We start from the raw sequence: 25,092 nt of genomic DNA, 5'->3' as shown, positions 1-25,092 counted from the left end.
GGGAAACTGCACTGACTTATCGCCAGCGCAGTACTAATAAACTAAGCGATTGTATTCATAGTAGGGCAACTAACTCATTGAATTAAATAGTGCCACACACTTTTTCAATCAAATTTGCCGGAAACTTCATATCCTGCATAATATGTTCAATCATGCTGCGTTTACGGTCAGTATTGGTATTAGTGATCACCCAAAAAGGGGTACCGGAAACGTGACGTGGCTTAGTTTGCTTACCGTTAGCCAATAAAGTGTATTCATCACCGGCGAAATAGGTACGGGTGCGACCACGCATCGCTTCCGTTGCTTTAGAAAAACTCTCGCTGTTCAGGCTATACAATACCGACAAAATCAGCATAAAGCGCTCAACAGATTTTTTCTTTTCAGCATATTCATCAGAAAGCAATAATTCACGAATAACGCGGACAGCATCACGAGAACGGACAATCGGGGTTTTAACAACAGGTGCAGGGTTGTTGGCAGGCTCTGTAATTTGTACTGGCTGCCCGACGTCTAACTTCAATATGCGCCGTAAAATATCAGATGCACTTTCACCGATATGCAGAGTTTGGCTTGCAATAAAGCGGTAAAGTTCTTCATCAACTTCTATCGTTTTCATTTCTATCCAGTACTGTTCTTAATGAAAAAATTATTCTGGGATTATAAGATATAATGCCACAAAACAAAACAATTAAACTTTCAATAACTTAAAGCGCTTCCTTTTAAAATTGAGAATCTTTAGGAAAGCGACTTTCCTTTAAAATAAATCAATTAGTTACAACTATTTCATCTCATGGAGTTTGTCACAATTCACGTGCCATGATATTAATCATGGCAATATTAAACATTGTATAAATGGTATTAAATTCAGGCAAATTATGAAGTCAAATCGTCAATTAAATTATCATCTTCACACTGTAGAAAATCCGCAATCGTCAACGCCCATTGTCTTGATTCATGGGCTGTTTGGAGATTTAAACAATTTGGGCGTATTGGGACGTGATTTGCAGCAACATTATTCAGTGATCCAAATCGATGTACGTAACCACGGTCTCTCACCACGTCTGGAAAATATGGATTATCGCGATATGGCGCAGGATGTCCTGACACTGCTTGATGAGCTAATTGTGCCCAAAGCCACTATTATTGGGCATTCAATGGGTGGCAAAATCGCCATGACCATGACCGCTATTGCGCCAGAACGGATTGAAAAAATCGTGGTGATTGATATGGCGCCCATTGCTTACCCGGTTCGCCGCCATGACAGCATTTTCGCAGCACTGACCAAAGTCACGGCAGCCGGTGTACAGACCCGACAAGCAGCAGCAGACATTATGCGCCAGGATATTCGGGAAGAGGGTGTTATTCAATTTTTACTGAAATCATTCCGTCAAGGAGAATGGAAATTCAATTTGTCCGTTTTGCAAAAAGAATACGAAAAAATTATCGGTTGGGAAACTATTTCTGCATGGCATGAACCCGCCCTGTTTATCCGTGGTGGAAATTCAGATTACGTTACTGAAGAATATCGGGAAGATATTATCAACCAATTTCCACAAGCAACGGCATGGGTTGTCGCGGGTTGTGGGCATTGGGTGCATGCAGAAAAACCTGAAGCTGTACTCAGGGCAATTCATCGTTTTTTAGGCACAAAATAATAGCGGACATCAACCCATATTACGATGGGTTGATAAAATAAAGAATCAATATAAAAATGCCATCACTAAGGCAGTGATGAAAATGTAATTTTATTACGGGGGATGACTTTACTATTAATGCTATTTCTAAAACAGTAAATATTAGAACAACATATCGTTATGATATCAACTTTCATTACGCAAATAATATAAATTACTGCCATCATTTATAATGGGGTTTTCATCAAACACTAATGAGTTTTTTATTATATTACTTAATGTCACAACGTGGCCTTCTCGTAAAAACAATCTTACTTATTACTCTCCAATTAATAATAATTATGATAACAATATACTTTCATATAAGATTTTTTGTGATTGCAAAATGAACAAATTCCAGATTAATAATGTAAATGCAATAATAAAGTATTTTTATATTTTTTTAATTTTAATTTAAAATTATAAATGAGATCGATATGAACATATTAAATAATAACACAGCAATTTCTAACTACACATCAGCAGCTTTACATTTACTTAATCAAACAATGGGATATACCTATCAAGCGGCACTTCGTGCTGCCACGGTTCTCGGTGTAGCCGATCATTTGAGCAGTGGGCCAAAAACAGTGCATGAACTCGCCAAAACTGTCGGAGCCCAAGAGCAACAGCTACACCGCGTTCTGCGGTTACTTGCCACACGGAATATCTTTCATGAAACCGAAGAAAAATCGTTTTCACTCACCCCAGCCGCAGAATTTCTGCGCAAAGATACACACCATTCCCTCCGCGCCGCAGTTTTGATGTTGACTGACCGGACATGCTGGCAATCTCTTGGTGAGATTGTAGAAAGTGTCCGTGGTAATCCAGCCTTCAAACACCTCTACGGACTTTCTTTCTTTGATTATTGGGCACAGACGGACACGCAATCTGATGATTTTCACGTCGGTATGTCCTCAATGTCTAAAGTGGAAAATTTGTTTCTCGTGCACAGTTATGACTTCCCGAAAAACGCAACAGTTGTCGATATAGCGGGCGGATTTGGTGGCTTGTTATTAGAAGTATTACAGGCTAATACCACTCTGCGAGGGATACTTTTCGACCAATCACATGTACTGGCCAGACATGAACTTGGCGCACTAGGTGACGATACGCGGTGGGATATTGCTTCTGGTGACTTTTTCGAGTCATGTCCTCAGGGCGATATATATCTGCTCAAGTACATTATGCACGACTGGTCTGATGAACAATGTATCCGCATTCTACGTAACTGCCGACAAGCGATGTCCCCTGATGGACGCGTATTGGTAATGGATCCGGTGATCCCTAATGGCAACGTTTCCCATGCAGGTAAGGAAATGGATCTTCTCTGTATGGGGATCTACGAAGAAGGGCGTGAACGCACAGAGGATGAATTCCGACAATTATTGGCTAACGCAGGCTTGAAACTCAATCGTGTCATTAATACAGGCTGTCATATTTCGATTATTGAAGCCATTGCCGAATGAGTTCCTGAGCATTAAGTCAGCCAGGTAAAAACTTCCTTATTTTCACAATATATTGAGGAAATAGTGATGTCTTTTCACAAAAGAAGTCTTGCCATTGTCGGAGGCGGGGCTGCTGGGGTGGCGACATTCATCGCAGCAGTGCAACAGCGTGCGGCACAAATTATTTATATTATAGAACCTGGGCCTGTTGGCCCAGGAATGGCTTTTTTCAATTTGGATGGCGATGTATTGTGTAATACCTCGGTCGATACCATGTCAGTCGTGGCAGATAACCCTCTGGATTTTCTGGATTATTTGCATAAACACGGGCATAGCGTTACACCAGAATCTTTCGTACCGCGGCAGTGGGTAGGCAACTATCTGAATGAAAGATTTCTGGAATTTAGTACTCTCGCTCTTAAGGCTGGTATTGAGGTTTTCCATGTACCTGACTGGTTTAGGGGATTGAAGGTCAATTCACATCGCTATTATACGATCTGGTACGGTAATAGCCTGACACCTCAATCGCTGGAAGTGACCGAGGTCATTTTCTGTACAGGATTAGGTGCTTCTCGGCTCCCTGAGGTGTTGAAACCCTACTTGACTCGCCCAACCTTTATGCACAGCCCCTATCCAGAGAAGGATATGTTAGCCAGAATCCCCCCGCAATCACGGGTATTGGTTATCGGCAGTAAACTTTCAGCAATCGATGCGGCTATTCTTCTCTGTCGTGAAGGCCATAACGTCACCATGACATCGCCGTCAGGAGATATTCCCGCAGTCCGTTCACGGTTTATACGAAGCCCTGGAACCTTCTTTGAGCATGAAAATATAATGTCGATAATGACCCGTAAGGGGAATCAAATGACAAGTATTTTTCCTGATTCATTGAAGCATGCGTATCTGAAATATTTCTGCCGCGCACTCAACAAATACACAGAAATACCGTGGCGAGAGCAATTTTCTAATGCCAATAGTTATCGGGAACGTCTGCGTGAAGAAATCGCTATTGCCGAGCAAGGAAAAAGTCAATGGCAAGATATGATAGCCAATTTCATGCACGTCATTAACGAAGTGCATTTAAATGATAACGCCTATTTCGGCGGTTCATTTCATCCCAACGTCGAAAAAATGCTTCATCGCTATATCACCGCCATTGCTTTACCCAATGCACGAAAACTTCTGCACTATATGGATAGTGGTTCTCTGATCATTCAGAAAGGAGAAATGCTAAATGTTGCTATAGAGAAAGGAGAAACAGATACCTGGTTAGTCAACTTAGGACGGGATTATCAACCATTTGATGCTATTGTCGCTGCGGTGGGTTATCACCGACCTGACTTTATCATTGACGAGGATGGGATACTTGAGATTGATACTCACGGCCAGCGTTCAGAACGCGCCATATCGATCTCGCCAGAAATGGCCGCTATTCTCCCTGACTTTAAGGAAAAAGAGAGTATTTGGTTTGTTGGCACGCCTGCGCATAAGCGGTTATGGGTGCCCAATGCCCTTGTCGTGGTCACGAATATAGCAAATCGGGTTATTAAAAATATGCTGAAATCCGATGTTCAGGTCACATCAACTATCAGTAATACTGAAAAAGAGCTGGAAATGAGCACATAATTTTAACCGCTTCACCCAACATGGATTTTTCTTCAAGCTATGACAGCAAAAGAGGAAGATCCATGGCAAGCAATCATAGAGGGATAAAATCAATCCCGATAACACGTCAATTGAAAAATGGCTCATATTTATGAGCCATTTTGTTAATCAAATTTATTTAATAAAACGATTAGACTAGTTTGGATTTTCCATTAATGGTATCCGACCAAGCCGTCACAATGGTTGATTTCGATTTACTATCAAGCGAATCAATAAAGCCGCTGTCTCCCATATTCGGCGCGAATCCACTCATGGCCTGCACCAGAGAATCCACCGCATTGGCAGACAGTGCCGTATATTCACGCTCGCCCTGTGCATCTTTATCCCCCATTTGGGTGATGATATCCGCACGGTTACCATTGAAGTAATTGTCGAAAGTCACAGAACCCATTGCTTCAAACTGCCCCTGTGCGGAAGTATCTTTGATATTACGCTGGGTCAATAGCACCAAATCGTAACCGCTGCGTTGGAACCACAGGTTTTGCCAGTTGATATCGTTGAAAATAATCTTGTCACCTTGCTTGATATCTTCAACCACGTTATCGATGGCATCACCGCTGACTACAAAGCTATTCACACCTGTGCCGCCCTTAAAGCGGTTTTGGTATCCGCCCAGTATCAGCAGATCATCACCATCACCGCCGTTAAGCTGGCTGAACTTCGATACCACATCGGCGATCAAATGATCGTCACCTGTGCCACCGTTGATGACAGCGTGATAACCCATCAATTTAATGGAATTGTTGCCCGTGTTACCATCGATCCAGTTGTAGTTGCCGAATACCGTGGCAAAATCGTTGCCTTCTCCCAAATCCACCTGATTGTTATTGCCGATGGTCACAACGTAATCCTGATCTTCTCCGGCATCAATGAGATTGAAGTCACCAGAAGCCACGATGTAGTCACGTCCTTTATCGCCGTTGATCACCCCGCCTTCACCAAAGGCAAAGACCTGATCATCACCGTCTCCCATGTAGGCGTAGTTAATCCGTCCAGCCAATACCGCAACATCGTTGCCTGCACCACCAAACATCATGTTTTCACGCCCCATCATCACGCCCGTATCATTGCCTTCGCCACCTGTAAAGATATTCGAGGTGCCTACGGAATAGAAGACGTCATCATCACGACCGCCCCAGAAGTTGTTATTTTCTCCCAGATAAGCACCGAGATCTTTACCGTCACCGCCCCAGTTAAAGTTGTAGTTACCAAGAGAAATGTTGATATCACCATCACCTTGCAGATGGCCGCTCTTTTGCAGGAAATCGAAGGTTTTATCCTGCATATTCAGCAAGTCGGCTGTCAGGTTCTGTTTCAGATTAGTGACCAGCGATTTCATTTCGACCTGTTTGTCCTGATGGAACAGGGTAGCAAACAGATTTGGCAGATTCAGGGAAGTCAACCCAAAATCACGATCGGCCTGAGAGTTGGCTGTTTCTGGTACTACATCACCCTCTTTAGTAATGGTTACAAGTTCGTCTTGCTTTTCATCAGGTGCTTTTGCTTTTAGACCGTGGCTTTCCGCAAAAGATTTCACACCATCAGCCCCCATATTCAAACTGGCTTTCAGACTGTTGATAAATTTTTCCGAATCAGTGAAGGCTTGCAGTTGATCACCACTGAATTCACCGATGATTTCCAGCATTTCGCGCAGAATGGCAACGCCGTCAACAGATTGACCTGAGCGGGAAACAATACCGCATTGCGGGGTATAATCCACGCCAAAGATATCCGCCAGCGTGGTATCCGCTCTGACGCCTGCCAGGTTCCCCAGCAATTTGTTTTTGATCTGACGTGGCAAGTCTGTCGGGCTAAAGGTAAACGTATTTTTCGCCATGCCCGTTGGGGTATATCCCTGCGTCATCAAACCAAACAGCGATCCCATGTTGGTATCCAGAATCGACTGGATATTGTCACCGAACATAAAGTTCCAGTTACCGGTCGTGACCTGAATATCAGCCCCCTGCCCGCCAACAGCAAAGTTAAAGGCCAGTTTTTCATTCGCTTGACGGAATTTATCTGCCCGACTGATTTTGCTCATTTCAGGCGTATTGCCATTTCTACCCAGCCACTGGTTGTATTGCTTGTTCAGGGTGCTTTCGAGATCACTTTTCAGGCCACGGCTGCTACGTTCATTTTGCGAACCGAGATCTGTCAAGGTTTGATAGTCCACACCGCTGGTCAAATCGAGACCGGACAGATCACTGACATATTTTTTCGCACTTGCCAATGTCCATTGCTGGTCTTGCGTCTCCAGCCAATCTGGTGAGTTAAACGATCCGGCAATGTTTTGCAATACACCAGAAATACGCGCTGCACCACCAAATGGGTTAACCAGTGGCGGTGTTGGAATAGATTTATCCAACATAACGATCAGATCGTTACTGCGTCCCATATTAAAACTGATGTTACGGTTGCCTACGAACAGTTGTGCCCCTTCTAATGCCTGATAACCGGCAATATCAACACTGTGTTTGCTGTTACCATCACCAATGTGAACCATCACATTGTTATCCCCAAAGGCCAGAAACTTAAAGCCGCCTGTACCGACCTTGATCCCGACATTGGTGGTTCCCCAGTTAATGGCTGTAAACTCACCATCACCAATCTGTACCTGAATATTGCCGGAATAACTCAGTTGCTTGTTTGATGATTCCGCTGGAATGACCGATTTATTGTCATCTTTTACATGATCGATTTTGGGTGCATGGAATGTTTCGGTATTGCCCGCAATAGCACCTTGTGCTTTTGCATCAATATCGGTCTGACCTACGCGGGACAGGCTGATGTTATTTTCAGAAATACCGCGACGGATTCGATCCGTGTGGCTTTCCACTTCCCCTTGATCATTCCACCCCAACAGGATCTTATTGTCCGTGAGTTTGTGCACCCATTGTGCCTGCGTATCTTTGGTGTATTTGCGGCCGACGCTGTCTACCGCAACTTCACTGCTGCGCGCCGATACGGTGGTACGAATACCCTGCTTATCCAGTGCCGAAATAAAGCGGTGAGCGAAACCATTGCGGTTGTCATCGCCTATCAAAGAACAACCCACGAGGCTGATATGGTCTGGTGTGCCTGCCAGTTTGAAATCCGCGCGCAACTGTTTCAGTCTCAGCGCCAGTTCATCCGCACTGTAACCGCTCATGCGCGTATGATTCTGCACTGACTCTTCACGCCCATGCCCAACAACTTGCCAGCGTAATTTGCCGGACTGTAATTTATCGGACAAGACAGCCGGATCACCATACACCACGCGATATTGACCGTTGGCATCAAGTTGAACGATCACGCTGGAATCTGGATGCTTACCTGCCAGGTTCGCGGCGGCTTGCGCAACCACCGGATCATTTTCTGTCTGGATAATAATTTGACCAGCAAAACGGCTCTCGCTACTTTCAGGCTGTGGTTTGACATCAACATTGCCCCAAGAATCAACATCTTGGTTATTCACATGAATATGGCTTTCCGGTGAGTTATTACCCAATGGTTTTTTCACCTCGTCAGCACCATCAATCTCTACACCCGCTTTTATGCTGCCGTTTTCACGCCGAGGGGCGGAAAGCGCTGAGACAATCTGATCGGCATATTGGTGCATCAACCGATTGCTGGCTTCATGACCATAGAAGGTTTGTTCACCCGACACCGGATAACCCGCCACAACCAGTTTGGCACGCAGTTTTTCGCCTTCGTTGCCCAATCCTTCGTTATCGGTCAACAGCATGATCGGTGTCTGCTTCGAGATACCATGCAGATTTTTCTCAACCGAAAACTGGCCATTAACCGCCTTCGCCAACACCCCGATGATACCCGCTGGATTTGGTACTTCATGGGCGGTAATGGCTTTAGTCATGCTTGGCATTGGTCTGTCAAGCAATAAACCGGAAACCGCCTGTCCGTTGCGCTCTGTATAACGGGCAAGATCTGCCGCGACTGCCCCACCCATAGAATAGCCATGAATAATGATATTTTCGGGCTTAATACCGCGATCATTAACCAGATAGTTGAACATGGTACGGGCATCCTGATACAGCCCTTTTTCGTTTGGATGACCATCGCTGGCGCCATAGCCCCGCATGTTCACCGCCAGCATATCAACACCCTGTTTTTGATAGTGGCTTTGGATAGCACTCGCCTGCTCTTCCGCAGATGAGCCGGAACCATGAATGAAAAGCACCACTTTTTTCGCCGGACTATTTTCCGCTAAGTTATGTTCACCCTGATCTTTTTGATCACCATTATGGTAATAACCTGTCAGACGTCCCGCTTCACCCTGTAGCGTGATTTTATCCGCTGTACCTTTGCTGACAGCTTCATTCAATATAAGTTGAGTGTCATCATCGACATTGCGGCGATTTTCTCTGGCGCCGTAAAGTTCATCGTTAAGGAAGCGAGTTACTGGATTGAATGGCTCCCTGTCACGCGGTGGTGTGCCGTCATTATCAATGGCAATTTTTTCCAGCACTTCATCTTTTTTACCAGAATGACCCAGTGCTTCCAGCTCTTCGCCTGCAACCTGCTTCGGCTTATGCAGGTTTGTTTCAATCTGTGCTTCCTGCAATGCCTGCGCAAAATTGAACAACTCGGTTGGTGTCCAGATACCCAATTTTGGCCGCCACGCATGACCAATCACTTTATCGGCACCACCAGCCTTAAGTACTCTGGCAACAATGCTGGAACAGTTGTCGGTCAGGAGTTGATAACGGGCATCAGGGTTTTGGCTGATTTTCTGCCATTCCACCTGCATTGCTGCCGCGTCCAATCCCGCCAGATTAATCCGGAATACACGCCCTTGGTCGCCCTCACTGGCTTTGAAGTCCTGAATATTGCTCAACTCTCGTTCGGCAAACTGGCGGATAACGTTGGTGATGCGTTTTTCTGTCAGCTCAGGTGATTGGCTGGCAGCCCTGCGCAGAGCCTCAGCAAAATCTTTGCCCACTTCAAACATATCAACGCCACCATCTTCCCACTGTTTGATAAACGGTCGGGAAATCGCTTCCGGTACACCAGCAGATTGTAATAGATGAGGATTTGCCAATGCAGCTATAGCAAAACTTTCACTGATATCCTTGAATTTTGCATCAATGCCGTTGGCTATCTGGAGTTTTTCAATAAATTTCTCCAGCTTGAGCTCCCCATCCTGCATACCAAAGTTATCTTGCTCTTCAGATGCGACATCGTGTTCCAGCGTATTATTCTGGGACGCGGGTTGACTCAGGTCATACCAACGTATCCTCAAGTCAGGGTATTGCTCAGAAGAAACATTGAGAATATCGCTGAAATTGGAGGATTTGCTGCCTTTTGGCCACCAACTGACGTAGTTTTTCTCATTAAATTCACCCGCCTCTTCTGCATTGATCTGAACACGCCCTTGCCCGATTTGCAGGGCAGCATGTCCCAGGCGGCTGTGATCACTCGGTTTCCAGACAAACAGGGTTGCACTGACCGGAGACAATTGTTGTTCAATCGCCTGATGTACCTTTCTTAAGCCGGAGATATCGATCCCCTTGCCATCTTTCGATAACTCAGAGGCAGGCAAGTTTGAAAAGACCGTGTCAGCCACTGATTGACCATATTCTTTAGTGACAGCCGCCTTGACCTGTTCAATGGCTTTTTCTGCACTTTCCGCTTTCATGGCAATCTGGATATTGGATTTACCGCGGGTAACAAAATTCCCCTGTTCATCCATATAAAGATGTTTGGAATCTTTGAGGTTGGCATTGCCCAGTTTGTTATATAACTCACTGAAACTATCTTTGCCTGCGTTCACCGTCGAATCAGCAAGTACCAGCGATTCTTCCATGCGTACAGTGATCTGTGACAACACGTTTTTCAACGCGGGTGTACGTGCTGAGTCCGGATGTCCTAACAAATAGCCTTCAACCTGTTGACGCAAATGAGTCAGTTTTTCTACCGCCTCAAGGTCATAATCTCTGCGGTTTTGCAGGCTGTTTTCATAACTTTTGAGCGCGTCCAGAATATTACGATAACTGTCACCCAGGATTTTGCCCTTAACGTAAGCGGCTTCCTGCAACTCGCTGACAGACATCAGGTTAATTTCCGGCTTATATTTCCAGCTACCCTCTACTTTTTCAGCAATAATGCGGGTACGCCCGTGATCGAGGGAAATAATTTGCTTTTCGGACAGACACAATGACTCAGGCAGTTGGTCGTAACTTTCATAGTTGGCAAGGATAAAACGTTCAGCGGCTTTGATCTGCGCTGGGTCATTTGGATCTTCCACAATGATAGTCTTGGCGGCGTCACTGTTATTGCCCGGCCACGGACGGATGTCAAAGCTGCCATCATCGGATTCACGCACCAACAAATTACGTTCTGTACGCAAAGCATAGAATGGCAATGCTTGATTCAGTAGGCTATCGATAGCACTGGTTTTGATATCCAGATCAACTAATGTATCCGGCTTATATTTGTCGGGTTCTAATGCCAGCAGTCGTTCCTGCTCAACAAGACTAAGTGAATCAAAACGGGCTTTTACAGCAACCCCCGCTTCTGTCAATCTGCGTCCAATGGATTCAGGTGACATTCCTTGATATTCTTTGGCCGCTTTATCCAGCAGGCGAATTTCGCCTACCAAGCCTTCACGCTGCAATTGACGCAATACCGGCAATTCAACATTCCAGAAATAGTTGCCAAGACGTAATCCGCCTTCCGCAATGACATAGACATCATCACGTGATCCGGTTGCATAGAGAGAACTCCAGAATCCGGTATTGCTGTATGCTGAAGCGTTAATAACCGATTGCAAGGCTTTCTGTTCCGCAATGTCAGAATCGAGGAATATACCGCCCCAACGCAGCAGCGTCTTGTTCAACTCAATAGCAAAAGAGTTACCTTTTACATCAATATCGTAAACTACCTTCTTGCCATCAGTCTGTACTGCATCAAGAATGTCACGGTATTGCTTGAAGTTTCTGCCAGACCAAAATGAAACGATACTCTTGTCGCCATGTACAGGTTCGAAGCTATAGCCATAGCTTTCCAGTCTTGAGACGAATTCGACGCGCTTATCCCAGTTGTAATCAATTGTGGCATCAACAAATAGTTTCGCCAGAGAAGTGATCTGGTCTTTCGGTACGCTATTTTCTGTAGCATTCAGGTAGCCTTCAACAAAGGTCACCATTTTCTGTCTGAGATCAGCCGGAATATCTGCATCAACACGGTTAAAGCCAGGGACAGGAATGTAGCTATCTGTCGTGGCACCATTGTCACTATCCAGCCAATGATAAACATCTGCCACTTTTTGTGCCCTTTCTGCCGTCGCAGACACTTTTGACGTATCAATGGATTCTGGCTGAGCCAGAGCTTCACCCAGTGCTTGCAAGCCACTGAGATCCAAGCCTGAAATTTTCGCGGTGTCTCTTACCCATTCAGCTACAGTATGAGTGGACTGGCTAACAGGCGGATTGGCCGATGTTTCTCCCTGCATTGATGTCAAGATAGAACCACCAGACGCTTTTTTAGCACGTATTCCCGCATTGATCTGTAAACGGTTCAATGCCTCTTTGGCACCGCTCAATTGTTCATCCAGATCTTCATCCAGATCGTATAATTCTTCACTGAACCCGCCATCAGCCTGAACAATCGACTCAGGATTGATGTGACTCTTGGTGCTCTCTAATTTTTCAATATTTTCAGCATCGTGAGCTTTATCCGCGGTCACTGACAGTCCACTACCTGCTGTACCTGCGCGAGTCGGCTTATAATTGCCATCCAGTTTCGAACCTTTAGCATCATGTTGTACTTGCGCAGTTTTACTGTCTGCTACGGTGACTTCATGCCGAGCACGCTGTTTTGCTTGCTGCACGGCGGCTGTGCCATCGTGTTCTGCCTGTTCAGCCCGTTGCTTATGGCTGATGGCTTCTGTTTCCCTGTATTCAGCCTGATTACGAGCCTGTTCAACATCCAGATTGGCACTCTGATGATTATGTTCGGCCTTGAGTGTTCCCACTTCTGATTTGGCAACAGCATCCTTGATATCACCCAGCCGTCTTACCGCCGCTTTTTGTGAATTATCCAGTTGGTTTTGCGCAATTTCGTCAGCTTTGTTCAATTCGGTCTGAATACGCTGCTGCAAACCAACGGCAAACTGATCACGCCATTGCTGACCGGATCTCCCATGATATTCCGCATAGCTATCCAATGCTTCCAGACCTTTGGCTTTCGCCATCAGTTCCGCTGTCACCGCTTGAGCTTCGTCTCTGATCGCATCACGCTGCGCCTGACCATTAGCGTTCAGGGCATCCAGATCGGTAGCCTCAAGTTGTGCCTGAGTACCCGCAATCGCGGCCAGTTGTTGATCTCTTTCCTGCTCTAAACGCTGACGATCCGCTTGTGCCTTTTCTTTATCCTGCAAGGCGTTATGGGCAGCCTTGTCCTGCTGCACATGGTCAGTAATAGCATTGTCTGACAGATAAGAGGATGAAGTGGCCGAAACGTTATCCAGAACGTAGCCCAAGCCATCATCCAAGCCGATTCCAGAAAATCCCAGTAGGTTTTTGCCCGCCTTGGCGGTTAAGGTCAGTGTCTGGTTTTGCCACTCGCTTTTACCATTGGCAGCCGCATAAACAACCTTACCATTCCACCACACTTCCAGCCCGTTATCAGCAGAGCTGCCAACACGCCTTGCAAAATCGAATTTGACGGTAATTTCTTCGCCTTCTGTCAAATTCTGGATATTCTGACAGATATGCGTGTTACCCTTGACATCAAGCTCACTGACACGATTGCCATGCCCTTCTGTACTCAGGCCGTATGACTTCGCTGAATGACTAGCTTCAATGCCATTGGTGTATGTCCATCCTTTGTCGCCTTGCTCAAAATCACCATTGACAATCAAGTTGCGTGACTGATTTTTGGGATTCAGGCGTGTTTCGTTGCCGAGTGTTTGCTCGATATTCCCCATATCCGGCGTATCAACACCCGTCACAGAACCTTTCAAGCTGTCCTTCAAATCAGAAGTGATTTTATCCATTTCTGTCAGCTTAAAGCCATTCAGAGAAGAGACTTCCGGCAGCTCAATAGCACCACGGCCTTTATGGGTTCCTGATGTATTGGCTTCATCCCCATTCACCAGATAATTGATGCCCTGACTGCCCGCGCTGCCAAGCACTGTCTGCTTGATATTATCGAAAAACGCATCCAGCTTATTGCTCTGGGTATTGCTTTCCGCCACCGCAAAACTATAGAAATCACCGTTACCCACCTGAATGGCTACGTTGTTACGAGCATAAGAGGCATTGATGTTCAAGCCATCACCCACATGGATATTGGCATTGCCCTTGCCTTTCATGACTGAAACATTCAGGCCGTCACCCACATGGGTATTAACGTTGAATTTGCCCCAAGCCACATTGACGGAAACACCATCACCGACTTTGGTATTGATATTCAGGTCGCCATGAGCAGCCGTCACGCTAAGCCCCTCACCCGCGGTAGTCGTGATATTGCCTTTACCTTTGGCGGCCGTGACCTGTATGCCATCACCCACTTTGGTGACAACATTGCCCTGGCTCCATAATGCGTTGAAACTATCGCCATCACCAATCTGAGTCACGATGTTAGCTTGCCCTTGAACAACGGTAACTTCCTGACCATCGCCGACTTTGGTAATGATATTTGCATCACCTTTGGCGAGGTTATAGCGATCACCCTCACCAACATGGGTGATGATATTGGCTTTGCCCCAGGCAGCATTGATGCCCAATCCATCACCGACTTTGGTGATGATGTTAGCTTCACCTTTTGCAAACCCGACCGTCGTGCCGTCACCAACATGGGTCATGATATTGCCGACTTTAGAAATCAACAGGCCGACCGCGGTTCCATCACCCGCTTTCGTCAGAATATTGCCTTTGCCCGCTAACAAGGCCGCCGTAGTGCCATGACCAACATGGGTCACCACATTGGCTTCAGACGCCGCCACAACGCCCATAAAATCATTACCGACTTTCGTCACGATATTGGCTTTGCCTAATGCCAGTACCCCCGTCGAGCCATCACCGATATGAGTCATGATATTGGCTTCGCCGAACATAGCCGCCAGCGTTGTGCCATCACCCACTTTAGTCATAATATTGGCGGTGCCCGCAAACAGGCCGATGCTCGTACTTTCTTCACCCATACGGGTAACATGGGTATAAATATTGGCTTTACCCGCCATCAGCGCGGCAGTCAAACCCGTACCCACTTTGGTGAGTACGTTCGCCCCGCCAATCATGGCAGCAAAAGTGGAACCATTACCAATCTGGGTAAAAATATTGCCTTTGCCAATCATGGCAGACAACGCATCACCATTACCGGCTTTGGTCGCAATATTGCCTTTCGCGATCATCAAGGCAACACTCATGCCATCACCAATGTGGGTGTAGACGTTGCCGAATGCCAGCATCAATGCCAAGGCATCGCCATCGCCGACTTTGGTGAAGATATTGCCGGCACCGCCCATCAATGCCCAGGCATCACCATCACCGACATGGGTGAAAATATTGCCGGCACCGACCATTGCCGCAATGGTTGTACCATGACCCGCTTTGGTGAAGATATTCCCTGCCGCAGCCATAACGCCCAGTGTTTGCCCATTACCTGCGTGAGTCAAAACGTTCCCCAGACCTAACATAATGCCCGTGGTATCGCCATGACCGACTTTAGTCAGGATATTCGCCCCACCCAGCATAACACCGGTAGTTTTGCCATGACCGACATGGGTCAGGACGTTGGTGCCACCGCCCATGACAGACAAGAGATCGCCTTTGCCCTTTTTCGTCAGGACATTAGCGCCGCCCAGTGCGATTACCGCCGTATCTGAGGATTGGCTATTTGCAGCATTGGTCTCGGAAGTATCAGCGCTGATATGGCTAATAATATTAGCACCGCCAAACATCGCTGATTTCAGATCACCTTCACCGATTTTGGTCACAACATTTGCGCCACCCACAAGAATGGAGGAAACGTTACCCTCCCCTACTTGGGTCAGGACATTGGCTCCACCAATACCAGACCACAATGCGTCACCGTTGCCAATCTGGGTATGGGTATTAAAACCGCCACCCATCGCGATTCGGCTATCACCATTACCTTGATGAATGGAGATATTGCCAACAGCCAGAAGGTGAGCAAGATAGCGGCCGTCACCAACGCGAACCAATACGTTTGCCGCACCACCAGCATTAACATTCATTTCACCTTGCTGGCTTTGGTGCAGCAATACGTTGGCAATGCCAGCACCATTGAAATTCAGGTTACCTTCTTTGCCTTTTTTGATGATGACGTTTGCCCCACCACCACCATTGAATTCGGTGTTACCGAACTCAGCGCTATGTTCAATCACATTCGCAATGCCAGCACCTTTAAAGCTGACATTGCCACGGGTGACGTTGGACTTGATGAGGTTACCACCACCCGCACCGGCATAATGAATATCACCGGAACTGTCACCGCTGACCGTTGCCGATTTGAACAGATCAAGTTCACGGTATTCATGCATATCAGGCACACGACTGGATGTTGTGCGCACAGCATTAACGCGGTAATGAATATCACTCAGCGAATAGCTACCGGTTCCCATATCGTGATAACCGTTAGCGTAAGAGATATTTTCGTTCGCCAGATTTGCTGTATGGTGCCCCTCTTTATACCAAGGGCGGGCGAAGTATTGCAGCGTTCCGGTTTTGGGATCGTTTCTCAGCTCAACCACCACAATCTTGGTATATTCACCAAGTTGCTTACAATAAACATAGGTGTTTGGCATCCGGTTGGATTTGACGGCTTTGACATCAACGGTGGTTCCATCGCGGTAAATGGCATAACCGCCCATTTTAGCGTCAGACAAGGTGATATCTGCCGCGTCAATCTGGACACCATTACCATAATTCACCCATTCGTTTTCGGTCAGTTTTTTCTCAACTGCATTAAACGTTACCTGTTTCCGTCGTTCAACAGTCAGGTTTGACAATGTATATGCGCCGTCAGTATTAACAGAATTAAAGCCACCTTGAGCAGAGATATCTTGTTTTTCCAGCCCCTTGAGATGCTTCCCTTCTTTATACCAGGCGGTCGATAAGTATCTTAGTTTGCCAGTTACCGGATCATTACTGAGCTGAACTTTGTTGATTTTAGTGTGAACACCATCCTCAAAGGCAAACAGGTAAGTATTCGGCTCCCGTGTGAATTTAAGCCCCATAACCTGATGAGAATCACCAACCCATGTACCGCTCATAGTGGCATTGGTCAGCACAATTTCTTCGGCCTTGGCATACTCCATCCCTTCGCTGCCGAAGTCATTGGCGGTGCCCTTGCGGGTAATTTCGTTATAGCCCCCCGCCCCCGTGAAAGAGATATTACCGTGCGCAACATCGGAGTAGAGGCTGTTATAACCGCCAGCACCTTCAAACCGGATATCACCGCTGGTTTCAGAATATATATCATCTACCTGACGAGTACGTTCAATACGGTTAGACGCGCCCGCACCACGTAATATGACGTCGCCCATTTTACCTTGACGAACAATACTGTTGGCCGCTCCCACTCCCTCAAAATCGATGTTGCCACTTTCAACTCTGGAGCTAATAATATTTGCCGCTCCGGCACCCTTGAAGGTTAAATTCCCCAGGGAACCTTGATAACGGTTGAACCAGGTACGATCAATCTTGTTTGCACCACCCGCTCCCGCGAAATAGAAATTTCCCTGATTGGTTTCATGCCAGAGTTCGTTGTATACACCTGCACCCTTGAAGCTCACATCACCCTGTAAGCCTTTGCGGGTAATGCTGTTGTATCCGGCTGCGCCAGAATAATCGATGCCACTCTTATCACCGGTATGCTGGATTTTCACGCCACCAGCGGCGCCCTCAAATCTGATTAGCCCACTCTGTGTCTTGTTGATTGCAGTGAAACCGGAGCCTCCTTTCACTGTCAGATTGCCACTCGTGTCATTGACTTTCAGATAGCCCGTCGCGCCCGAAATAGTGTCGTCACCCCAGGTGGTATTGACTGTCACATTAATAGAACCGACAACTATGTTGTCATTTCCGCCATAAGCATTAATGACACCATTAACGCCGACGCCGAAGGCATGTATTGCGTTGCCATCATCATCATCTTCGTATCTCTCAGTAAAGAAGTATTCTGCACTGCGGCTAGATGATTTTCCCATAAAATAATCCTGATGTTGGGCAGAAATTAAACAATAAACCACTGTACCCGACGGATACAGCGGTTATTTGGAACATCCAGAGTTCCCCTGACTGTACAGGCTTTTTGCCCTTTCCAGGCGGCAAAGACACGCCGACGCAGATCGCAGGCAATATCCCGCGCATGTCCAAAGGGCGCGATCATCTCTGGAAAAAAGATATGCTGACCGGAACGCCAGTCTTCCCGCGAAATTTCCCGTTCTCCGGCAAGAATCGCATCCCGACTCCGGTCAGACAAAAAAGCCCAATTACAAAAAGCAACTGGGCGTTGATGTTCATCTTCGTAATAGCAAAACTGATTAAGCTGAAATGCAGGCAAGATACGTTGTTGCCATTCAGCAACTAAATAACGCCGGTGCAAGGGGGAATGCTGACAAAGCAACATCACCCCACCAATCATTGCCTGTATTTCATTCGCGCTCAGTGTTGCCGGTTGATGTGTAATCATCATAGATTAGCAACTGCCTGATAGAATTTGGCTGATGTTATTTTGATGTTGCAGAATGACGTGGTGAACGTTTTTTGGGTTCCGTCGATTCTGAAATAGCCACTTCTGTTTCAGCCGGTTTTTCGCTTTCATTAATTTCAGGCACCGGCAAAAAGCCTGCGGCAATCAGCTTATTGATTTCGGCTTCCATTCTTGGATCTTCCAGCATACTTTTGACCATAGAAACCATATACATAAAACCAGAAGCTGGCATATGAATAACTTGTTTTAACTGTAATTCCTGATCATTTTCCGCCAGCACACCATTGGCCATTCTATTTGGCTCTTGGCCTACAAAATAGAGAGAAAATACGCCTTTGTTATAATTAACGCTTGAGATAGTTTGAACAAATTTTTCAGACATAGCATTACCCATTAAATAAATATTAATTTAATGTTAAAACAATATTAAATTAAAATGATTAAATCATAAATAAATCCATATACATGATGGGTTCATTTATGATTTAACCTGCTTGCTACAACGTTCTGAGTAAGCTAAATTAAATTATATTTCCCTTATTTTTCAATAGTTATTATCTTGCAGTAACGCTCTTTTTAAAAGAGCTATCCAAAATACAAAATAGCAAGTAAAGTATAAACCAACTTAAGTATGTTCTACGTTCCAGATGGTATATTGATAATGAGTTACCAATCAGGGTTTACCGATAACGTTGGATAAAGATATATCTATTTATTGGCTAAGATCAACATATAAATAGTAAAATGTCTGGTTAGGCTCGACATTTTGTTCCAATCACCGACATCCATAGGCTTTTTGATAGCAGATAATATCTTTTAAGAGATTTTGTTAAGATTATTTAATAAATATAATGCCTTATTTTTTTCAGGTTATCTCTTTACATCAAAAATGTAATTTTTTATTTAAAATAGATTTAATTTAATGAATGAAATAGAAAAAACAATAATATCATTAATTAATTTAATAGTAATGATATCTAATAAGGATCATACAGCCCCATCAAATAAAAACTTAAATGATGGTGATGATTATATTTCTACTCTAAACAAGCTGCAAAAAGAATGTAATATTAGCATTAAAAATAAGCACTCTAAAAATAAGAAGTTAGGCACCCTATCACTGCCTGCCATTTTGTTTAGCCATGATGGACAACCCTTTATTCTGGCAAAATATGATGATCAACGGGTATTAATCCAAAAACCCCATCAAGAAACATCTGAGATATTAAGTAAAGAAGAATTTATCAATCTATGGAATGGCAAGTGGATAAAAATAAAACAAAAAAGCAACCAATTTAATATTCGCTGGTTTATTCCTGAATTTATCAGGCAAAAGAAGAACCTTACGGAGATCCTCCTGTTCTCCTTCGTTCTGCAAATTCTGGCACTTATTTCCCCACTGGTTGTGCAAGTTGTTATGGACAAAGTTCTCGTACATCAGGCATTTTCCACCTTGGATGTGCTGATTTTTGGGCTGGTGGCGGCTGGATTGGTTGAGATTATTTTGCGGGGATTACGTGAATACCAGTATGCCCACACCGCCAACCGGATTGATATAAAACTTGGCCTGAAACTGGTTAAGCACTTGTTTGGCCTGCCGTTGCTGTTTTTTAAATCCCGCCAGGTGGGCGCGATTGTGACACGAGTACGGGAGCTGGAAACGGTTCGGGAATTTTTAACCGGTTCCATGTTCACCTTATGTATCGACGTTTTGTTCATGTTCGTATTTATTTATGTCATGAGCCTGTTGTCCGCTATGTTGACCCTGATTTTCCTGCTTACCCTACCCTGTTATGCCCTGCTGGCCTGGTGGGTGACACCGAAAATGGAAAAAGCGGTGGAAAAACAGTTCACTCATGCGGCAATGAACACCTCTTTCCTGACCGAAACCGTTGCCGGTGCTGAGACACTAAAAAGCCTCGCCGCTGAACCTCGCTTTATTCGCCGTTGGGATAGCCAGACGGAAAAGATGGTCAGCACCAGTTATGATGTACAGCAATGGGATAATCGTTCCGGTCATCTGGTAACGGTACTACAAAAAGTCACCAGTGCGGTCATTATCTGGCTGGGCGCTTCGCAAGTGCTTTCCCTACATATGACCATTGGTCAATTGATTGCCTTCAATATGATGGTAAGCCACACCCAGCAGCCTCTGGCTAAGTTGGTGCAGCTCTGGGGGCAATTTATCCGTTCACGCATTGCCATCGATAAGCTGGGAGATATGCTGAACCTGCCAACAGAGCAGCAATCAGGCAACGAACGGGTTGCCTTGCACGGGGCTATCTCATTTTCTGATATCGTCTTTCGCTATCAACCCGATCTCCCCCCCACCATCAACCATTTCACTCTGAATATTCGGGCGGGGGAAACTGTAGGCGTCGTCGGAACCTCTGGCTCAGGAAAAAGTACCCTTGCACGTTTGCTGTTACGGCTTTATACCCCAGAAAGTGGGACTATCACGCTGGATGGCATTCCCTTGCAAAACTTCAATATTGGATCCATCAGGCAGCAGATTGGCATCGTTCTGCAAGAAAACTTTCTATTTAATAAAACGGTGTATGAGAATTTGTCCCAATCCTGCCCTGACGCCCCGTTATCCGCTGTCATTGAAGCCGCAAAGCTGGCAGGCGCACACGGTTTTATTCTCAGATTGCCGATGGGGTATGACACGGTGATCGCCGAAGGCGGGCAATCGCTATCAGGCGGGCAGCGACAGCGTCTTGTCATTGCCAGAACGCTGTTATCCGAGCCCAAAATCTTGATCCTTGATGAAGCCACCAGTGCACTGGATGATGAATCGCAAGCCGTTATTCAATCCAACATGGCTGCTATTGCTCAAGGCAGAACAGTCATTACCATTGCACACCGGCTCTCCACAGTACGCCAATGTGACCGCATCATTGTGTTACATCAAGGCCAAATCATCGAACAAGGTAGCCATGAACAGCTTCTGCAACAAGGCAAACACTATCGGAAACTTTGGCAGTTACAACAAGAACTAAAACAGGAAACAACACAGGAGGAGCCTGCCCATGTTTAAGGCTATCTTGCGCAGAGGGATCAAACAGTTACGTACTGCCAACCCGCATTATGATTTTTTACCGACCCACTTGGCTTTGTCACAACGCCCACCTTCCCCGTTCGCCCGTTATACCGCAATAACCCTGAGCATTAGCGTTCTGGTTGCTCTGCTATGGGCTTGTCTGGGGAAACTGGATGTGCAGGCAACTGCAACCGGACGCCTGATCGCTTCTGGCCGTTCCCAAATCATTCAGGCTTATGAGCAGAGCCGCTTGATCGCCATTCATGTCACCAATGGTCAGCATGTTGAGAAAGGAGCGCCATTGCTGACACTCAATACGCTCGGCGTCAATCAAGATATTGCCCGTTTGATCGAGCAACGCGATTACCTGACGGAAGAGGAAATTCGTTATCAAGCGCTGCTTGAAAAACACGACCCCAAATCTCTGCTGCTTTTCCAGCAGCAATCCGCCGCTAAGCAGGAAAGCATTCTGGCACATTATGCCCACGAAAAGCAGGAATTCGACTCAATTATGACCACTATTCATGCGGAAATGACAGAGAACCTGACTTCCCAAAAAGCGCGGAATAGCGATATACGGTCATTAACCCATCTGCACGAAAATATCAGCCAGCGTTTGCAGGCACGAAAAACATTGAGCCAGAAGCAGGTTATCAGCAAGGTGGAATACCTCGAACAAGAAAAGGAACTTCTGGAAACAGAAAGGGTGATCGCGCAACAAAAATCGGAACTCAATATTCTGATGGCGAAATACAAGAGCCAGGAGGAGCAATTAAAGAGCGTCAAAATCAAAAAAGAGCGGGAATGGTTTGAGAAAAGAAAACAGGCAAAAATACAGCTAGTAGTAACACAACAAGAAATTTCTAAAATGCAAGAGCGGGAAGAACTTGAGGTCGTGCGCTCTCCCGTCACTGGCACGGTTCAACAATTGAGCGTCCACACCCTCGGCGCTGTTTTGCAACCTGCGCAGAATTTGATGGTGATTGTTCCTGACGAGCATGTACAACTGGCTGAAATCCAGATCCTGAACAAAGATGTCGGTTTTGTCCGGCCTGGTCAGCCTGTCACCGTAAAAGTCGATGCGTTTCCTTATACCCGCTATGGCACGATTGAAGGAGAGTTATTGAGTATTTCGCGGGACTCCACCACCGATGAACGGTTAGGTCTGGTTTTTCCCGCGCAAATCAGCCTCAGACAGAACAACATTATGGTAGATGGGAAACCGGTTGAAATTACAGCAGGTATGTCTATCGTTGCGGAAATCAAAACAGATCAGCGAAGAGTCATTGATTACCTGCTCAGCCCAATCCAGGAATATCAATCTGAAGCGTTGAGAGAGAAATAATCATGGCTGATACTTTTTCCTTCACCTGTAGTACAGATACAGACCCAAAAACCGACCACACAATCGGCGCAAATAGTGATATCAATGCAAACAATTATGCCCTGGATTGTATCGCCCACTTAGGCAAACAGTTCCACAAAGTGGCCTCTGTCGGGCAATTGCATCATATTCTGGGTGTAGACTCTCTTGCACTGACAGATCCACAGCTACGTGAAGCCGCAGATGCCATTGGGCTACACAGCAAGTTTGAACGCCTGACACCGGATACCGCCACTACATTACCTTTACCTGCATTGATTAAACTGGATAAGCGCTGGTGGGTATTGTCAGAAATCCATCCTGACACATTTAAGGTGTTCGATCCTATTACCGGAAAATATGAAGTACGTGCACTGGCTCCTCCAATGCGTGGCGAACAGGATCATAGTGGATACGAATACAAGGTGCTGCTAATAGCGGATAAATCCCTGACCAAGCAGCAGGTTAAATTTGGTCTAAGCTGGTTTTATCCCTCCATTTTCAGGCAAAAAAGCCAGTTACGGGATATTTTTCTGTATGCCATTATGTTGCAGCTTTTAGCATTAGCAGCGCCTTTGTTATTTGAAAATGTCATAGATAAGGTGCTGGTTGGACGGAGTATTTCCAGCCTGCATGTTTTAGGTATGGCGATGCTGGCACTGGCATTGGCAGAACCCCTGTATGGCTTCCTGCGCAATACCGTGTTTGGGCATATGGCCAGCCAAATCAATGCGGAACTCTCCGGCAAACTGTATCGCCATCTCGTAGGTTTGCCCCTGCCCTATTTCAAACAGCGGCAGACCGGACAAATTATCGCCAGAGTCAGGGAGATGGCACAGATCCGCCAATTTTTGACCGGATCGACCCTAATGTTGTTGCTTGACCTGATTTTCATCATTCTGTTTCTGGGTGTGATGTTCCATTACTCCTCCCTGCTGACATGGCTTGTAATCAGTTCACTGGTTCTCTATTTTTTACTCTGGATCGCCGTCGGGCCCATTATTCGTCGCAAGGTAGAAAAAGAGTATGAAGCCGATGCCAATGCCACCAGCTTCCTGACAGAAGCCGTCACGGGAATTGAAACCATCAAAACCACGGCGACAGAAAAGCGTTTTTTGTACCAATGGCAAAAAGTATTGAGCGAGCAATTAATCCAGCGTTTTACAGCCCAAAAAAGCGGACTGGCTGCGGGACAAGGGATTGAGCTGATCCAAAAAGTGGTTGCTGCTCTGCTTTTATGGTGGGGAGTTCGGGGCGTGCTTGATGGAGAGTTGTCCCCTGGTGAATTAATTGCTTTTAATATGCTGGCGGGGCATGTTACCCAACCCATCCTAAGATTGGCACAAGTCTGGCAAGACTTTCAGCATACCCTGATTGCCCTGCGACGGGTGGGTGATATTCTTGATGAACCGATGGAAAGCAGTAAACAAGGGCTGGCATCAGCACCTGAACTGGCAGGCCAGATTGAATTCCGCAATATACGTTTCCGCTATCATGCCGATACGCCAGAAGTGCTGGCAAATTTGTCACTGGAAATTAAGGCCGGAGAATTTATTGGCATTACGGGGCCATCAGGTTCCGGCAAAAGTACATTAACCCGCCTGTTACAGCGCCTCTATGTGCCACAACACGGTCAGGTTTTGGTGGATGGCATGGATTTAGCAATTGCCGACCCAGTGTCACTGCGCCGTAATATGAGCGTGGTCTTGCAGGAGAGCATCCTGTTTTCCGGCAGCATTGCGGACAATATCCGCCTGTGTAAGCCCAATGCCAGCGATGAGGAAGTCTATCGGGCTGCCACCTTAGCGGGTGCGGTTGATTTCATCAATACATTTCCACATAAATTTGCCCATCCTGTTGGCGAAAAAGGAGGCAACCTTTCTGGCGGACAACGGCAGCGCATCGCATTGGCAAGGGCATTGCTCAATGATCCCAAAATTCTGATCCTTGATGAAGCGACCTCCGCACTGGATTATGAATCCGAAGCTGCCATCATGAGTAATATGGCTGAAATATGCCGAAACCGAACTGTGATCAGCATTGCTCATCGGCTGAATACTATTCGCCACGCTGATAAGATTTTCGTTTTAGATTTGGGCAAAATCGCTGAATCAGGTTCACATGATGCCCTGATACAACAAGATGGTTTATATGCACAACTTTGGTATCAACAAACGAAGTGATGACTGAAAAAGAAATTTATTGAAGATATGAGACTTG

General features: G+C 45.9%; 10 protein-coding genes. 6 read left to right on the top strand and 4 right to left on the bottom strand.

Going from position 1 to position 25,092, the window contains the following annotated elements; genetic code table 11:
* Positions 1 to 82: 82 nt before the first annotated feature.
* Positions 83 to 616, bottom strand: a complete 534-nt coding sequence (seqA, locus tag Xedl_RS39880; protein ID WP_074022370.1) for a replication initiation negative regulator SeqA — start codon at positions 614 to 616, stop codon at positions 83 to 85.
* Positions 617 to 875: 259 nt separating this feature from the next.
* Between seqA and ybfF the strand changes: the two genes are divergently transcribed.
* From ybfF to Xedl_RS39865, 3 genes are all read left to right on the top strand, one after another.
* Positions 876 to 1,655: an esterase gene (ybfF, locus tag Xedl_RS39875; protein ID WP_074022369.1), complete on the top strand. Its 780-nt coding sequence runs from the start codon at positions 876 to 878 to the stop codon at positions 1,653 to 1,655.
* Between the two features lie 455 nt (positions 1,656 to 2,110).
* A complete protein-coding gene (locus Xedl_RS39870) occupies positions 2,111 to 3,142 on the top strand; it encodes a methyltransferase (protein ID WP_074022368.1) in 1,032 nt (343 codons plus the stop codon).
* 66 nt (positions 3,143 to 3,208) lie between these two features.
* Positions 3,209 to 4,747 carry an FAD/NAD(P)-binding protein gene (locus Xedl_RS39865; protein ID WP_074022367.1) on the top strand — a complete coding sequence of 513 codons (1,539 nt, stop codon included), beginning with the start codon at positions 3,209 to 3,211 and terminating at the stop codon, positions 4,745 to 4,747.
* A gap of 169 nt (positions 4,748 to 4,916) precedes the next feature.
* Here Xedl_RS39865 and rtxA read toward each other — a convergent pair whose 3' ends face one another.
* From rtxA to rtxH, 3 genes are read right to left on the bottom strand one after another with little or no spacing between them, the layout of a single operon-like run.
* On the bottom strand, positions 4,917 to 17,960 hold the full coding sequence (gene rtxA / locus Xedl_RS39860) for an MARTX multifunctional-autoprocessing repeats-in-toxin holotoxin RtxA (protein WP_074022366.1): 13,044 nt from the start codon (positions 17,958 to 17,960) through the stop codon (positions 4,917 to 4,919).
* A 26-nt stretch (positions 17,961 to 17,986) separates the two neighbouring features.
* A complete protein-coding gene (gene rtxC, locus Xedl_RS39855) occupies positions 17,987 to 18,448 on the bottom strand; it encodes an RTX toxin-activating lysine-acyltransferase RtxC (protein ID WP_074022365.1) in 462 nt (153 codons plus the stop codon).
* Positions 18,449 to 18,482: 34 nt separating this feature from the next.
* Positions 18,483 to 18,848 carry a protein RtxH gene (gene rtxH, locus Xedl_RS39850; RefSeq protein ID WP_074022364.1) on the bottom strand — a complete coding sequence of 122 codons (366 nt, stop codon included), beginning with the start codon at positions 18,846 to 18,848 and terminating at the stop codon, positions 18,483 to 18,485.
* A 588-nt stretch (positions 18,849 to 19,436) separates the two neighbouring features.
* Here rtxH and Xedl_RS39845 point away from each other — a divergent pair.
* Genes Xedl_RS39845 through Xedl_RS39835 form a run of 3 tightly spaced genes read left to right on the top strand, consistent with a single transcriptional unit; the run spans position 19,437 to position 25,055 of the window.
* Complete coding sequence (locus Xedl_RS39845) at positions 19,437 to 21,506, top strand: peptidase domain-containing ABC transporter (protein ID WP_074022363.1); 2,070 nt, start codon at positions 19,437 to 19,439, stop codon at positions 21,504 to 21,506.
* The gene (locus tag Xedl_RS39840; RefSeq protein WP_074022362.1) at positions 21,499 to 22,854 is read left to right on the top strand and encodes an HlyD family type I secretion periplasmic adaptor subunit; all 1,356 of its coding nucleotides are present in this window, start codon (positions 21,499 to 21,501) and stop codon (positions 22,852 to 22,854) included. The genes Xedl_RS39845 and Xedl_RS39840 overlap by 8 nt, the downstream gene beginning before the upstream one ends.
* A 2-nt stretch (positions 22,855 to 22,856) precedes the next feature.
* A complete protein-coding gene (locus tag Xedl_RS39835) occupies positions 22,857 to 25,055 on the top strand; it encodes a type I secretion system permease/ATPase (protein WP_083600256.1) in 2,199 nt (732 codons plus the stop codon).
* Positions 25,056 to 25,092: the final 37 nt, after the last annotated feature.

It is taken from the genome of Xenorhabdus eapokensis (assembly GCF_001908105.1).
This window is presented reverse-complemented; position numbering and strand designations above follow the sequence as displayed.